Raw genomic sequence first — 16,871 nt, 5'->3', positions numbered from 1 at the left:
GAACCGGACAATGTGTACAGGCAGTCATTGATGCCAAAAGGGATTGGATCGTAAGGTATTGTTTGCACGCATAGTGGAAATGCTTTTAAGGAACATCTAAAAGGAGGACCGTTATGAGTAGTAACCATCTAAGAGGTCAAAGCAGTCCATATCTTATACAACATTCGGAAAATCCTGTCGACTGGTATCCATGGTGTAATGAGGCATTTGAAAGAGCAAGGCAGGAAGATAAACCCGTTTTTTTAAGTATTGGCTACAGCACCTGTCACTGGTGTCATGTGATGGCACATGAGAGTTTTGAAAATGAGGAAATTGCCGCCATTCTAAACCAAAATTTTATTTCCATTAAGGTAGACAGGGAAGAGCGTCCCGATATAGATAGTGTGTATATGGCTGTCTGCCAGACACTGACAGGGAGTGGAGGATGGCCTATGAGTATTTTTATGACAGCAAAGCAGATGCCCTTCTACGCAGGAACGTATTTTCCGCCTGTGAACCGTTCTGGTATGATGGGATTTCGGGAACTGTTACTGGAGATCAATAAACTTTGGAAACAAAAGAGAGCCGGTTTGCTGCAGTCAGCAGAACAGATTTTAAGTCAAATAGATACAAATGCGGGCAATTCAGAAGATAAATTGCAAAAGCGGGCTGGAAAAGCAATAGACAGCGGACTCCCCGGGCAGGCAGCAGAATTATTTACAAGATCCTTTGATAAAAACTACGGTGGGTTCGGTTCAGCACCTAAATTTCCAACTCCCCATAATCTAATATTTCTTATGCTGTATTCCGGGATTGGGCTTGATGATAAATGGTATCAGGTAGAGAAAACTTTGGAGCAAATGCGAAGAGGGGGGATTTTTGATCATATTGGATATGGATTTTCCAGATATTCCACAGACCGTTTTTATCTCGTTCCTCATTTTGAAAAAATGTTATATGATAATGCACTGCTCATGATCGCATACGCAGCCGCATTTAAAATATCTAAAGAAAACATGTTTCTGGATACAGCAGAAAAAACTGCGGAGTATATTTTGCGGGAAATGACAGGACCTGACGGTGAATTTTACTCTGCCCAGGATGCGGATAGTGAGGGCAGGGAAGGATTATATTATATCTGGGATTATGAAGAAATTTGTAATATACTTGGTAGAGAAAAAGGGGAGGAATTCTGCAGTTATTTCGGAATCTCTGAAAAGGGAAACTTCGAGGGGAAAAATATACCAAACCTGTTGAATGGAAATCCTATTTCTGATAAATTCCATAAAGAAAAAAAGCTTTTATATGAGAATCGGCAGTTAAGAACAAAACTCCATCTGGATGATAAAGTCCTTACCACATGGAATTCTCTGATGCTTTCTGCTATGGTGGTACTATACCGGGTCACCGGAAAGGAACGATATCTTCAATCGGCCGTGCAAGCGCATTGTTTCATTGAGAAAAACTTGGCAGACGGAAATATACTTTTTGTCAGCTGCCGCAATGGAGCTGGAGCTGTAAACGGATTTCTTGATGAATATGCATATTATACAGCGGCATTGCTCAGTCTTTACGAGGCGGTCTCTGATGAAAAGTACCTAAGGCGTGCAGAAGAGATCTGTAATGAAGCACGGCGGCAGTTTGAGGATCCGAATGGAGAAGGTTTTTTTCTGTACGGAGACCGGAATGACAGATTGATTACGAGGCCGAAAGAAACCTATGATGGTGCAATACCCAGTGGAAATTCCGTGATGGCTTATTGTCTTGTACGGCTTTTTCAGATTACAGATAATAAAGCTTATAAAAGTGCAGCAGAGCAGCAGCTTGCATATATGTCCCATCTAGCGGAGGGCTATCCGGCGGGATACTGTATGTTTCTGACTGCGCTTCTGCTATATGACTATCCGCCTCAAAAGATTACGGCTATATTGTCGAAAACGGACACAGAAGAAGAAATCATCAGCCGCGTTCCGCTGTATGCAGATATAAAGATCTTAAAGGAAGAAACGCCGGAGTTTAAATTGCTGAACGGAAAAACAACATATTATGTTTGTAAGGATCATATATGCCTTCCGCCGGTAAATGAGATAAAATAACCCTATAGTAAAGCTTATGGAGTGGCCAGTTCACGTATGGAAATCAAAGGGTGTCAGGGATTGGAACAATGCGGGTCTCGAATGCAGTGTCGGAGTTGAGTATCCGTGTGGCGGTAATATTTGAATAGAACAGTTTGCGGAGAGTTCCTGGTGAGTGTGTAGGCTTGCCGGGAACTCTTTTTTTATATACCTCAGGAAATATGGTGTGGGAGTATGAAATGTACTCGTGAACGTTTTGTTAATATAAAAAAATATAAAAATAAATCTGATAATTGCTAAATTAACATGCAATATTTAACAAAAGTTATGTGAAAAAATGATGCAAAATGCCGGTATTATAATTTTTTATTGACATTTATGCACAAAAATAATATTCTTAATTTATAAAAGCGGGTTACACGTGTACAATCGCTGCAAAAAGCCGACATACGACAAACCGGTAAAGTATGTTTGCTAAAAAGTTGAAGAAAAGGAGAAATAATTATGAAAAAAGTGAACAAGTGGAAGAGATTAGCTGCGCTTGGAGTTTCAGCAATGATGATTTTCTCAACGGTAGCTTGTGGAAGCGATTCCAAGGAGGGGTCAAAAACAGATGATGGGGATGTAAAGAAAAGCACCAAAGGTACGACAATATCATTCTGGAATAGTTTTACAGGCTCAGATGGCGATATGCTGGTTGAATTAGTAAACCGGTATAATGAAGAGAACAAAGATGGAATCACTGTTGAGATGGATATATCTTCAGATTTTGACAGCCAGCTATCCACTGCCTTTGCGGCAGGAACAGGCCCTACCATGATTTTAAGTTCAAGTGCATATAGGTTTACATACGGGGACTATATGCAGGATATCGGCGATGTGTTTGATAAGACTAATCTAAATAAGGATGATTTCATACAATCATATCTCGACTATTGCTCTGAGGGGGATAAGTTGTACTTTGTTCCATTTCAGGTTGTAGGTTATTACATGTATTGGAACAAGGATTTATTCCAAGCGGCGGGACTTAATCCGGAGACACCTCCTTCAACATGGGAAGAGTGGCAGTCATATGCTGAAAAGATTACGGATGAGGGCAAGAATATTTATGGCTCTGGTATTTCTTATGATTATCCATATCAGATTGCACATATGATGCAGCGCTTAGGCGGTTTGGCAGTAAAAGATGATAATGGCAGCTGGAAGGCAGATTTCGCAGGAAACACTGGATACACTGATTTTCTTACGATGTACAAGACACTAATCGACAACGGAGATAACCCGCTGGAAGCTGATACAGATTCTATGGTAAGTGCAGGGCAGATTGGTATGACAGTCGGCGGGCCGTGGGTAACAGCGGGGCTTGATACGGCAGGTGTTAATTATGGAATTGGCCTGATACCTCAGGGAGATGCAGGAGACATGAATTCAGTAGAGGTTCTTGGTTTCTCTGTTACAACAACGGCAAGTGATGAGGAAAAAGAAGCTGCATATAAGTTCATTGAGTGGTGGAATTCAGAAAATACAGAAGGCTCCAGCCCAGCTTTAGAGTGGTCTGTGTCAAATGGTTTCCCAGCCTATACATATTCCGTTCAGGAAAAAGAGGAATACAAACAAAGTGAAAAGCTTAGTGTGATGTCTTCTGCAAATCCGGATGCGCCAACGGATTTTATTGTTGATTCAAGTTTCCCGGGTATTAATGATATTTTAAACGATGTTATTCCGGAAATGATTAACTCGGTAGCATTTGGTAATGCATCGGTGGAGGATGCACTTGAAAAAGCTCAGAATACAGCAGATAAAATAGTTGAGGAATATAGTAAATAATTGATTTAATGGTGTTGTTGTCTGCGGATGGCAGCAAATAGGCGGCTGAACCAGCCGCCTTTCACTGGGAACTTGAGGCAGGTAGGAGAAGTGATAATGAAGAAAATGATAAAATACTGGAATAAGCCTTCCAGAAGTGCTTATCTCTTTTTGGCCCCATCGGTCATTTTGTTGATTCTGTTTAGTGTAGTGCCTCTTATTATTGCATTCGGATTAAGCTTATTCGATGTATCTATTACAATGGATTCGGCGCGCTTTATCGGCCTTGAAAATTTTGCTGAGGCATTTCAGGACAGTCGGTTTATAAACAGCTTAAAAGTGACGGCTATTTTCACTGGCCTGGAGGTACCACTGCAGGTTCTGGGAGCACTGGTAGTTGCGGCGCTGATTGCTAAGAATAATATCAAGAACAAGATTTTCAGAGCGGTTTATTTTCTGCCTGTGATATGTTCTGCGACGGCTATTGGTATTATGTGGAAGATGATTCTGCACTCCAATATTGGCTTTGTTACAGCAGCATTACAATCTATGGGGCTTGGGAAGATTAATTTTCTTAATACACCGGGCCTTACTATATTTGTAGTTTCGTTCATATCTATATGGAGAAGCTTCGGGATTTCTGCAATTATTTATGTGACGGCAATCCAGCAGGTATCAGCTTCCTTATATGAAGCGGCAGAGATGGACGGGGCAGGGAAGATAAGGCAGTTCTGGCATATTACAGCGCCATCCATCAGGCCAACCTTCTGGTACATTTTAATGACACGGTTTGCAGGGGCACTGCAGATATTTGATATTATATATATTACGACAAATGGCGGGCCTAACTATACAACCGAATCTACGGTCACTTATATTTATTCCAGAGCATTCTCATCGCGTTCAAGTATGGGATACGCTTCTGCCATGTCCGTGATTTTATTTGCGATAATTATGGTTGTAACTGTGCTGATGTACCACAAAATGAATCAGGAGGATTAATATGAAAAAGAAAAAGGCAATCAAGATCAAAGATGTAACGATCAGTATTCCCATATTTATCGTTTTAGTCATTCTGGCTCTGCTGGTTCTGGTGCCGATTATCTGGATGACGTTAAGTGCATTTAAGCCGGAAAAAGAAATAATATCCTGGCCTCCTACATTTGTACCACAGTCACTTACTGTAGAAAATTTTGTTGATGTACAGGATCGTATTAATATACTGCGCTATATGCTTAACTCTGTGATCTATGCAGGCGGCACGACATTGCTGGCTGTCATTGTGAATAGTATGGCCGGTTATGCATACGCTTTTTATGACTTCAAAGGAAAGACAGGACTGTTCTTAATGACTTTAGCTACAATGATGGTCCCCTTTCAGGTTATTATGGTTCCATTATTCCTCGTTGTATTTAAGTTGGGAATGTATGATTCATACTGGGGGCTGATTATACCAAGAGTTGCGGTTGCCGGTTCTATCTTTATGATGCGGGCGGCTTTCTCAGGAATACCGAAAGAGCTGGCCGAGGCTGCCAGGATTGATGGACTTTCAGAAATGGGAATTTTCTGGCGGATCATGATGCCGCAGGTGAAACCAGCAGCGATTACGCTGATTATATTAAGTATCAATGGATCATGGAATGATTTGCTGTGGCCGATGATTGTGACGAGCAAGACACAAATGCGGACACTGGCAAATGGTCTGGCATTATTCATAGGACAGAATACAATTGAGTATGGGGCGGCATTTGCAGGAGCACTGATCTCACTGCTCCCTATGTTTATCCTGTATATGGCCGGACAGAAGTATTTTGTGGAAGGTATGGCAAGCGCCGGATTAAAGGGTTAAGGAGATTTGTATGTTAGAGGCTAAAATTGTTTGCGATAAAAATTTTAAAATAGGGAACATTGACCCTAGGCTTTATGGTTCATTTCTGGAACATATGGGAAGAGTTATTTATACAGGGGTGTACGAACCGGAAAATTTAAGTTCTGATGACGAAGGATTTCGCGGCGACGTGCTGGAGAAGGTAAGAGAAATGGGAGTGACATCTGTTCGCTACCCGGGAGGGAACTTTGTCTCTGCTTACCGTTGGGAAGATGGTGTTGGCCCGAGGGAGAGCAGGCCAAGGAAGCTTGAACTTGCGTGGAAGGCGATAGAAACGAATGAGTTTGGGACAAATGAGTTTATCCATTGGGCGCGAAAAGCAGGTGTTGAGCCAATCTTTACGGTAAATCTGGGAACCAGGGGAATAGAAGAGGCAGTCCAATACATTGAGTACTGCAACTTCCCCGGGGGGACGGAGTACAGTGAATTGCGAAAAAACCACGGTGTACAAAAGCCTTATGGAGTGAAGATGTGGTGCCTTGGAAATGAAATGGACGGCGTGTGGCAGATAGGGCATAAGAGTGCATATGAATATGGGTGCCTCGCTGCAGAAGCCGGAAAGACTATGAAGCTGGTAGACCCGTCGATAGAGTTGATTGCATGCGGCAGTTCCCTGTCAAATATGGAGACATATCCAATGTGGGATATGGAGGTCCTGGAACAGACATACGATGTGATTGATTATCTGGCCCTGCACCAGTACTATGGGGGACAGGAAAAAGGTACAAAGGCGTTTTTAGCCCAGACTCTCGATATGGAGGAATATATAAAAACGGTACGCTCCGCTGCCCAGGTAGTTAAGAAGAAAAAACGCTCTGGAAAAGATATTAAATTTAGTATGGATGAATGGGGGGTGTGGGCAGTCCCAAGTGATTCTGTGAATGTGGAAGTGTCAAAAGAACCCTGGAATATAGCGCCTGCAATTAGTGAACAAATATATACACTGGAGGATGCCCTTCTTTTTGCGGGAATGCAGATGGTAATGTTAAGAAATGCCGATGTTATAAAGATTGCCTGCCAGTCACTTCTTACTAATGTCAGTGCATGCATTATGACGGAGAAAAACGGCGGGCTATGGCTCCAGACCATCTATTATCCATTCTATTATTTTGCAAATTATGCAAATGGCATAGTTTTGAGGAGCAATGCGTTGGGACCAGCCTATGAATGTGATGGTTTTAAACATGTCCCATACCTTGATGAAGTCGTTGTCTGGAATGATGCTGAAAATGAAATTGCTGTTTTTATAGTGAATAAGAGTGAAGAACATTCAATGAAAGTAGAAGTTATACTCCAGAATTTCGAGCTTAAGGGGGTGAAATGCTTTGTAAGTATGACGGCAAAAGACAAAAAGATGACGAATCAATATGATCATAAGGCTGTCATACCGCGTTCAAGAGAAAGTGCAGTGATTGAGTCTGGCAGTTGTATTGCAGAAATCGAACCACTGTCGTTTAATATGATTCGCATAGATGTCTAAGTTACTGTACGTTCCCGCAGATTCTGAGTAACATTCGTATAATGCACTTTGAACTCAGACAATCTCTTCGTTGCGGCGGCTGTGGATTGGTGTTATACTTAAGCTGATTTTAAGCAGAGTATCATATGTCCAGGCATGGCTGGCTCGGGTTTTATGGATGAACGGAGGGAATGGGAGATGGCAATCACTGTAAATCAAATTGCTGAAAAATGTGGTGTATCAAGAACAACTGTATTAAGGGCGTTAAACGACAGGGGAAGCGTTGGGAAGGAGACACGGGAAAGGATTCTGGCAGTTGCCAAAGAATATAATTATCGTCCGAATCTGCTGGCCAGAAGTTTGAATCATGGCAGAACAATGTCCCTGGGCGTGGTAACGATTAATATAGAAAATATGTATTTTGTCCAGTCTTTAAATATTATAAATAAGGAAGCAGACAAGAGAGGGTATTTCACTAATATTGTGGTCTGTGATGAGAGTCTGGATTGGGAAAAGAAGCTGATACAAGGACTTGCGGACCGTCAGATGGAAGGGATACTGATCAGTCCGATTAATAAAGGAAAAGAGTTTGAAGAATTTTTGCTTTCACTGCATATCCCGATTGTCTGCATAGGGAATCAAGTGTCAGATGCAATAACCACAGTACAGGTAAATGAGATGACAGCGGCTATGGAATCAGTCGATCTGATCGTGTCCAAAGGATATGAAAGAGTTGTCTTTATCTGTCCTCCGCTGGCTGTGAAAGAGAAAGAAAATATATATGTCCATGAACAGAGACTTTTAGGGTTTAGGGCGTCAGTTGCTAAATATCCTGAACTTGAATCAGCGGTGATTGGCAAAACTGATTATCTTCCTGATGTGAAGTGCGTGATTAAAGAAGGAAGAGAAAAAAGGACAGCCTTTTTATGTTCCGGCGACAGCTATGCATTGAATGTGATGCGCTGGGGACAGCAGAATGGGATGTCTATACCAAAAGATTATGGGTTAATGGGATTTGATAACATTAATATTCTGGAATTTATTTCTCCCAAATTAACAACAGTATCTACAAATCTTGAGGGTGTGGCGGCAACTGCGGTTTCGGAATTGCTTGCTCAGATCGATTCAGAAGAGTATTCACCGAAAGCCATTTATCTGAATTATAAGATATTAGATAGAGAAACTCTGTAGTCTGGCAGTGAAAATATATTTTGTATACAACCTCACAGCGGGCAGAAAATAAAGAATCGGCGATTTACCATATATCAGCACGCAGCAGCTTATTATATGCGGAATAGATTTGCCTTTATTCTGTTTCGGAATATGACCGGATCGTGCTTCGCGGCAGCAGAACGCTTGACGGTCTGGCAGATGCAGACGAAGTTACTATATGGGAGAAGCATAGAAAGGGAATTATGAGTATCCATATATGGGCCCCGGAAATTCACTGTATTGAAGATAAATGGTTTATTTATTTTGCGGCGGGGAATAAGGATGATATATGGGCAATACGCCCTTATGTTTTAGCGTGTACAGGAGATGATCCATTGAAGGATTCCTGGATGGAATTGGGGCAGATGCAGGCAGCGGATGATTTTTCATTCAAAGATTTCTCTCTTGATATGACTGTATTTCAGAACAGAGGGATATGGTATTGTGTGTGGGCAGAAAAAGTCAGTGAAGGAAAGAAAATATCGAATCTTTATATAGCAGAAATGGAAAGTCCGTCAAAGCTTTCTACCCCCCATGTGCTTTTGACATCTCCGGATTACGACTGGGAGAGGGTTGATTTTTGGGTAAATGAAGGTCCGGCATTACTGCGGCATGATGATATGTTATACCTGACATATTCAGCAAGTGCTACAGGTGAATGCTATTGTATGGGAATGCTGAGCATTCCGGAAGATGGAGAATTGTTGAATCCGCGTGCATGGAAAAAGGAAAGAGTTCCCGTTGTTAAAACGGATTGGAAAAAGGGGATTCTCGGACCCGGGCACAATTCATTTACAAAAGCAGAGGATGGAAAAGGGGACATTATGGTCTATCATGCCAGACAATATGATGAGATTGATGGTGATCTGTTATACGATCCTAACAGGCATGTGTACCGTATGAGGATTGAATGGGATAAAGAGGGGCGGCCAGTGTTTAACTTTGAGAATAATTTTTAAAGTTCTGTGATTTCCTAGACTTTGTAAAATACAGTACAAAGACATGATTACTTATACATGAATAATGGAGGAGTCAATCGACCAAAGGGTATATTTGATTATTCATTGTACATGTACATTCCAGTATACGAGGAGGATATAAAAATGGGAAGATGGTATACTTTGTGCCGTAGACTGACTGCTCTTGCGGCAGTGTTTATGATGGTGTTTTGTTTCGTCATTTCGGTGTCTGCAAAGACAACAGAAAATGGAGTGGCTGTTTATGTTTCTGACAATGAGTCAACGTTTGATCCTGGAGGAGCTACTTATTCAAGAATCATATGTCTGAAAAATAGTGGTAGCGCGAATGGCACTTTGCTATGTACCTATGACCAGCTGAAAAATGTTACGGTTGATATGGATGATGGTACAAGTGTTTCAAAACAGGTATATCCGATTTATAAAAGCACGGACAATGGAGATAACTGGCAGCTTATCAGTAATGTATATGACAAAGAATATGGTCTGTTAAGGACTTCCCAGCCATGTCTCTATGAACTGCCGGTTCAGGTTGGGGATATGCCGGCCGGTACCATTTTACTTGCAGGTAATATTTTTGATGATGATCCTTATACTCAGTCCAGAATAGTCCTTTATAAGAGTATGGATGGCGGATACACATGGACGTTTCTAAGTGAGGTAGATAATGGGGGCGCTTGTATTTATGATCCGAGTACTACTTCTACTACCACAACTGTTTGGGAGCCGTTTTTGGGGATGAGCGAATCGGGAGATTTAGTGTGCTATTATTCTGATGAAAGACAGAAATCCGATGGGGTTCTGCAGGCAGTTTCTCTTAAAACCTCATCTGACGGCGTGAATTGGAGCGGACTTACAAATGTTGCGGCAATAAATAATACGAGCGATAGACCGGGTATGATAACGGTAACAGAGCTGCCAAGCGGAAAGTATATGGCAACGTATGAAATGGTGAACCGCCCGAGTCTGAGTAAGAATAATGCTGTTGTCTACTGCAAGTTTTCCGATGACGGCGTGACATGGGATGCAGGAAGCCTTGGAACCAGAGTTGCTCTGGCGGACGGCAGGGGAATCGGTTCTTCTCCCTATGTAAAATGGATTGATGCGGGCGGTCCCAACGGTATGGTTGTGATCTCTGCGAAGTGGGGGACAGACAGCAGCGATAGTATCAGTGGCGGACAGAATTTTTATGTGAACTACAATCTTGGCAGGGGTTCATGGGAGCGGCTGCCAATGGCGGTGACCTATGATTATAATGACCTGGCGGGCGGGTATTTTTCAGGATTTAGCCAGAGCTTTGATGTGAGCCCGGATAATTCCACTCTCTATCAGGCTACAAATGTAGAAAACTTTAGCAATGCCAAGACTATTGATGGAATAAGTTATAACCTGAATGATGTAAGGGTTGGCACCCTTCCGCTGAAAGGGAGTATTTACGAAGCAGAAAAAGCAGCGATTACAAATGCTCAGGCTGGTAATGCTGTTGATGCATCTAACGGACTGGAAGTGCAGTATATTAATGAGTCAGACAGCTCGGTTGATTTCCAGAACATCAAGGTCGAAAACTCTGGGAATTATAATATTCTGGTCAGGTATTCTAATGGTGAGGGGACAGAGGCATCTCACATGGTTACCGTAAACGGAACACAGATAGGAACGGTTAATTACCCTGTTACAGTCAATTGGGACCGTTACCTTTGGAGTGGTTTTTCCTGCTATTTAAATGCTGGCACTAATTCGATAAAATTTAGTAAAGATGTTGGCTTCGCAGAACTGGACTGTATACAAGTCAGTGAGACTTTCGATGATTTCGCCATTATTAATAAAAACAGCGGCAAGTATCTTGAGATAAAAAGTGCTTTGACGAATGAGGGGGCAGAATCAGGTCAATGGGGAATTACTGATCATTGGTGCCAGAAATGGAATTTTGAAGATGCCGGAAATGGCAGTTATAGAATCAAGAATATGAACAGTGGACTGTATCTGGATATTGAAAGTGAAAGTACTGTTGATGGGGCAAAGGCAATTCAAAGCAGTTATGCGGAACGCGATTCCCAGATCTGGTTATTAGAAGAGACGGAAGAGGGCTATTGCCATATTGTGAATAAAAATAGTGGTAAATATCTTGAAGTATTCAGTAATTCTACGGAAGACGGCGCATCGGTCGGACAATGGGGCATAACGGATTATGGCTGTCAGGAATGGATGCTGGTAAAAGAGGGTATTCATTAATATATACCCATCATACAACTCGTAATATAGTGATGATTTCTAAGTAAGTTATAATCGGGAGACTTGGCTTTCAAGTCTCCTTTTATTTTGTTTGAAATTACCTGGATAAAAAATATGTAATATACCCATACGGGATATATTGAGCGGGTATAAAGTAAGGTGTTAATTATGGGAGAGATAAAAGAGTGTTATCATAACACGAAAAGGTCGAGACGATTGACGAGAACATCGTTACTTTGCAGAAATTAATGGGATAAGAGGCAGAAGTCGGACAATGTACAGTAACAGGCATAAACTGTGCTGCGTGCAGCACCGGTTGGATAAGGTGGTTGCCAGGCTGCCGGGAGTGACATACTGCTTATTGGGCCTGTTGACGAATTCTATTAAGGTGAGGCTTCGATCTGTTCTCATAAATTAAAATGAATAACGGATATTGTTGAAATGAGAATCATGATGAAGGAGAATTCTCAGCATAACCGTTGTATCCTTAGGAAAAAATTAATGATTTTATAATCACAAATGAATAAATGGGAACAGTAAATTTGGTATACTATATAAAATTTAGAACAGAAAGGAGTATTATGTTTTGGCCGAGAAAATACTTGTGGTTGATGATGAGAAAGAAATTGCTGACTTAATTGAAGCCTATCTTCAAAATGAAAATCTGGATGTGTATAAATTCTACTCAGGTGCAGAAGCGCTTGACTATATGGAAAATATGGAGTTTGACCTTGTCATATTGGACATTATGCTTCCAGATATCAGTGGTCTTTCAATATGCCAAATGGTGAGAGATAAGGGATGTGCTTGTCCTGTGATCATGCTTACGGCAAAAGATTCTGAAACCGATAAAATTACCGGTCTGACACTTGGGGCAGATGATTATATTACAAAACCTTTTCGACCGCTTGAACTGATTGCCAGAGTAAAGGCGCAGCTTCGCCGTTACAAAAAATATAATACAATCTCCGCTCCCCATGTAACAGAAACAATCTTTGAGTATGCGGGATTGATGATGAATATTAAGACATATGAATGTACGATCGATGGAAACAGCCTATTGCTAACACCAACGGAGTTTTCGATCCTTCGTATTCTTCTGGAGCGCAAAGGCAGTGTAGTCAGTGCCGAGGATTTGTTTCATGAAGTTTGGCAAGGCGAATATTATACCAAAAGCAACAATACCCTTACTGTACACATTCGCCATTTACGCGAGAAAATGGGGGATACCGGTGAAAGACCCAAATATATCAAAACTGTCTGGGGGGTCGGATACAAAATTGAGGAAATTTAAAAAAAAAGATTACAACTATTCAAAGCTTAGCCGCATCACATTTGGCAAAGGATTATGTATAACAATTGGTGCTGCCCTGACAGTACTCCTCCTGCGGTTACTTAGCCAGGGACATGTGGCTGATATAATAGCTGCTGTCATTGCACGCATTCTTCACATCAGTGATACTGAGGCGGATATACTTTATTTCAAAGTAGTAGGAAATAACATGCAGTTTATTCTTGCGATAACAATCATCACTTTTATGTTTGTGTTATTTCAGATGCTGCTGAAGTCATATAAACGATATTTTGATGAAGTTGTAAACGGGATCGACCAGCTCATGGATGAGGAGGGACAGATATCGTTATCTCTTGAACTGGAAATTATTGAACATAAATTGAACCATGTCAGGCAGACACTGAAAACACGGGCGTTTGAGACACAGATAGCCGAGCAGAAAAAGAATGATCTTATTGTATATCTGGCTCATGATATAAAAACTCCGCTCACTTCAGTTATAGGATATCTTAGCCTTTTGGATGAAAATCCGGATATGACTGATGTGAAGAAATTAAAATACATCCATATCGCATGGGAGAAGGCTAATCGACTTGAAACTTTGATTGATGAATTTTTTGAGATTGCACGTAGTAATTCGGAATCCGTTCCTCTAAAAAAGACAATTATTGATCTTTACTATATGATGGTACAGATTTCAGATGAGCTGTATCCACAGCTAAATTCATGTGGGAAGTACATTGAAAACAATATCTCCGAAAATATGGTATTATACGGTGATTCTGAAAAGCTGGCAAGGGTATTTAATAATATTTTGAAAAACGCCATAGCATATAGTGCAGACAGCAGTGTCATAACAATTTCAGCCCAGGAGCTTCCCGGAAAGAATGTTGTCAAATTTGAAAATAAAGGTGACATTCCAGAAGACAAGCTAAATGTGATCTTTGACAAATTTTATCGTCTGGACAGCTCAAGATCAAGCACAACCGGTGGCTCCGGACTAGGTCTTGCCATCGCTAAGGATATTGTTGTAAAGCACGGTGGTGATATAAAGGCTGAAAGCAGTAACGGAAACACTGTGTTTATCGTTGAACTTCCCTCAGTTTAATACCATCGTGGCTTCTGCCTTGAAGTCTTAGGAATTCTTAGGATTTCATTTACCATTCCTTAGCTAATCATTTATATGAAATTAAAAAACTGCCTGCTCATTCATGGTATGCTGAATACACCTGAGAGAGCAGGTATTTTATATGCAAGGAGGATAGCGGATAATATGAAAATGTTACAACGAAACATCTCAATGCTATGTCTGATAGCGATGCTTTTTTCTATGACGGCATGTGGTCATAACACCAAGGATGAGGAGGCTCCTGAATCCTATGTCGCAAGTTTTTTTGACATCCCTGATTCCGTGACATACATTTCAAGGCTTCTGATCAGCGATAACAAGGCTTATGTGTGCTGTCAAGAAGGTAATGAGGTCTCGTATTTGGCGGCAATATCAATTGATAACGGTGATTTTCAAAAGCTGCCGCTGGTATTTGAGGATTCAACTGTACTTCTGGATTTTGGGATAGATCAACACGGCAGCATATGGGCTGTTTGCAAGGATAATGCAGGAGGCTACAGTTTGAAAAAATTTGATAGCAGCAATGCAGCAGTCCAATCCGTAGATTTATCGTCAGTACTGGATGCCACAGTTACTTCCTCATCTGGCAGTGAAATATTTATGAGTATGGATGCTGAGGGGAATATCTGCATAGCAGCCAAATGCGGTAGTACATATGCTTATCTTTTTGACAGCAATGGTGAGTTTTTGTTTGATCTCAATTATGATGGAAATCTTATGACAACCATAACGACCGGTGAGGGACAGATTGGTGTGTGTGCCACTACTACGGACAGAGCAAACTATAATCTGCTTACCGTGGATATAGATAATAAGGATTGGCATAAGGATCCCACATATTTAGGAACAACAGCAGGTCTGTTTGGAGGAAGTACCAGCAATTTCTATCTTTTTGACTCCTCAAGCCTGTATGGTTACAGTGCTGGGGCACAGAAAGGTAATCTTGTCTTCAATTGGTCTGATATGGGGTTGAACACATCGGATGTTCATGTATGTGAACTTGAGGATGGTCGATTTGTGGTTTTGGCCGCGTCGTCCAACCAGACTTCTGTACTCTCCTATGAGATAGGGGTGCTTTCCAAGGGAAAAGATAATCGGACAGAACTCAGTATGGTGAGCTTGACTGCCAATCCAAGTGTTGTCCAGGCTGTTTCGGATTTTAATAAAACAAATAAAGAATATAAGATTGAACTGACGGAATATTTTCCGTACGAACAAAACGTATCCGATGAGGAATGGGATAATGCCGTTTTAAATCTTAATACAAAGATTATTTCAGGGGATATACCAGACATTTTGGATATGAGCAATTTATCGGTTCCGATCTACCATAACAAGGGATTGTTGGAGGATCTCTATACGTATATTAAGAACGACTCAGAAATTAATATGGATGACTATTTCGCAAATGTCTTTGATGCCATAAGCATTGACGGTAAACTGCCTTACATTACAAATGGTGTATCTATATCCACAATGCTGGCTAATTCAAGTGCCCTTGGTGAAAGTGGGGGATGGACGCTGGACAGCTTGGAAAAGGTTCTGGAAACCTCGGGGTTAAATTCCATAAGTAATCTGTCTAGTACATCATTTCTTGAAATAATGCTCCAGACCAATGACAGCCTTGTTGACTGGGCCTCTGGTGAGTGCTTTTTCAATTCTCCGGAGTTCATAGAATTGCTGGAGCTTGCCGGGAAAATTCAGGAGAGCAGCCAAAGCGGCTTCGGGGCGGACTTGAGTGCTGCTGTGGCATCCTATGAAGCTGTTTACAGTGCATACCAAATTGCACAGTACAGAGATTCCTATAAGGGAAACGTAAATGTAATAGGCCTGCCAAGCTCCCATGGAGAATACCATGCGATCAAGCCAGAAGTAAAGATTGGAATATCCTCATCCAGCAAGTATAAGGATGGTGCATGGGAGTTTGTGAGGACATTTTTGATGAAGGAGCATCAGGAGTCTTGTTATCTTCTGCCATTCCATAAGGGAGCGTTTGATACAGTAATGCAGGCCGCTATTAATGGTAATTCCATGTGGACGTTCCTGTACGAAGACGGGAAGATAACACAAGAGGATGTAGAGCTTATGAGGACGCTCTTAAGCAGTGTGTCCTATGCAGTAAATGAAAGCCAGAATCTGGAAGATATCATATTAGAAGAAGCCTCAGAATTTTTTGCGGGAACGATAAGCGTACAGGAAGCTGCTGAAAAGATCCAGAGCCGTGCCAGCCTTTATATAAAAGAACAGATGTAGTTATGATTAAAACAGAAAGGAATTAAGAATTATGAAAAAACGAATTGTAAGCCTGTGTGTAATCATTTGTGTAGGGATGTTTTTATTTTCAGGATGTGCAGGTGCAGAAACGGAACCGAAAACTTCCAATAACCAGATCAACGATACGCAGTCAGATGCGGTACCAGCCGATCAGGGATCTGTTGCAAAAAATGATCCCCAAGATGACGCTGGCAGTGAAAATAAGGAAATAACTGCTGAAAACACATTTACTGATGCAAATGATATGATCACTTCAGCCGACTTCAGTGGAGTGGTCAGTGGCTGTACCGAAACAACATGTACGATAGGTGCAGGCTTTGCTTCTACTGATGGTGAAGCAGATAGTGGCAGTGTAAGTGTTACTTTTACAGATGAAACTATATTTCAAAGAGCGCTGGTTGATTCTCAGGGTGGAAAGTATTCTCTTGAAGATGGTGATAAAAGCGAACTAAAGGATGATGATTTTGTATTGCTTTTTGGAACCCAGCAGGCAGATGGCACTTATCTGGCGGATAAAATAATTATGATAGAGTTTAATAATTAACT

General features: G+C 41.3%; 12 protein-coding genes. All 12 read left to right on the top strand.

All coding sequences use genetic code 11. The features are described from left to right. Nucleotides 1-113 precede the first annotated feature (113 nt). The 12 genes from LC508_RS18150 to LC508_RS18095 all read left to right on the top strand — a co-directional run bounded on the left by LC508_RS18150 (nt 114) and on the right by LC508_RS18095 (nt 16,869). Nucleotides 114-2,075 (top strand): thioredoxin domain-containing protein, encoded by a 1,962-nt coding sequence (locus tag LC508_RS18150; protein WP_103731453.1) that lies wholly within the window; start codon nt 114-116, stop codon nt 2,073-2,075. Between the two features lie 483 nt (nt 2,076-2,558). Beyond that, nucleotides 2,559-3,881, top strand: a complete 1,323-nt coding sequence (locus LC508_RS18145) for an extracellular solute-binding protein (protein WP_103732263.1) — start codon at nt 2,559-2,561, stop codon at nt 3,879-3,881. A gap of 96 nt (nt 3,882-3,977) precedes the next feature. Further along, entirely contained in the window at nt 3,978-4,862 is an 885-nt protein-coding gene (locus LC508_RS18140) for a carbohydrate ABC transporter permease (protein WP_029470595.1), read from the top strand. 1 nt (nt 4,863) lies between these two features. Next, nucleotides 4,864-5,709 carry a carbohydrate ABC transporter permease gene (locus LC508_RS18135; protein ID WP_033140134.1) on the top strand — a complete coding sequence of 282 codons (846 nt, stop codon included), beginning with the start codon at nt 4,864-4,866 and terminating at the stop codon, nt 5,707-5,709. 10 nt (nt 5,710-5,719) lie between these two features. Beyond that, nucleotides 5,720-7,228 carry an arabinosylfuranosidase ArfA gene (gene arfA, locus LC508_RS18130; RefSeq protein WP_103732264.1) on the top strand — a complete coding sequence of 503 codons (1,509 nt, stop codon included), beginning with the start codon at nt 5,720-5,722 and terminating at the stop codon, nt 7,226-7,228. A gap of 177 nt (nt 7,229-7,405) precedes the next feature. Beyond that, nucleotides 7,406-8,398: a LacI family DNA-binding transcriptional regulator gene (locus LC508_RS18125; RefSeq protein ID WP_033140193.1), complete on the top strand. Its 993-nt coding sequence runs from the start codon at nt 7,406-7,408 to the stop codon at nt 8,396-8,398. Between the two features lie 107 nt (nt 8,399-8,505). Beyond that, a complete protein-coding gene (locus tag LC508_RS18120) occupies nt 8,506-9,378 on the top strand; it encodes a family 43 glycosylhydrolase (protein ID WP_103732265.1) in 873 nt (290 codons plus the stop codon). A 144-nt stretch (nt 9,379-9,522) separates the two neighbouring features. Then, on the top strand, nt 9,523-11,628 hold the full coding sequence (locus LC508_RS18115; RefSeq protein ID WP_172725716.1) for an RICIN domain-containing protein: 2,106 nt from the start codon (nt 9,523-9,525) through the stop codon (nt 11,626-11,628). A 586-nt stretch (nt 11,629-12,214) separates the two neighbouring features. After that, entirely contained in the window at nt 12,215-12,922 is a 708-nt protein-coding gene (locus LC508_RS18110; protein ID WP_033140131.1) for a response regulator transcription factor, read from the top strand. Next, the gene (locus tag LC508_RS18105) at nt 12,909-14,030 is read left to right on the top strand and encodes a sensor histidine kinase (protein WP_033140130.1); all 1,122 of its coding nucleotides are present in this window, start codon (nt 12,909-12,911) and stop codon (nt 14,028-14,030) included. The genes LC508_RS18110 and LC508_RS18105 overlap by 14 nt, the downstream gene beginning before the upstream one ends. 165 nt (nt 14,031-14,195) lie before the next feature. Beyond that, nucleotides 14,196-16,304 carry an ABC transporter substrate-binding protein gene (locus LC508_RS18100; RefSeq protein WP_103731747.1) on the top strand — a complete coding sequence of 703 codons (2,109 nt, stop codon included), beginning with the start codon at nt 14,196-14,198 and terminating at the stop codon, nt 16,302-16,304. Between the two features lie 31 nt (nt 16,305-16,335). Next, nucleotides 16,336-16,869: a hypothetical protein gene (locus LC508_RS18095; RefSeq protein WP_054351679.1), complete on the top strand. Its 534-nt coding sequence runs from the start codon at nt 16,336-16,338 to the stop codon at nt 16,867-16,869. Nucleotides 16,870-16,871 lie beyond the last annotated feature (2 nt).

It is taken from the genome of Blautia parvula (assembly GCF_020215665.1).
Classification (GTDB): Bacteria; Bacillota; Clostridia; order Lachnospirales; family Lachnospiraceae; genus Blautia; species Blautia celeris.
This window is presented reverse-complemented; position numbering and strand designations above follow the sequence as displayed.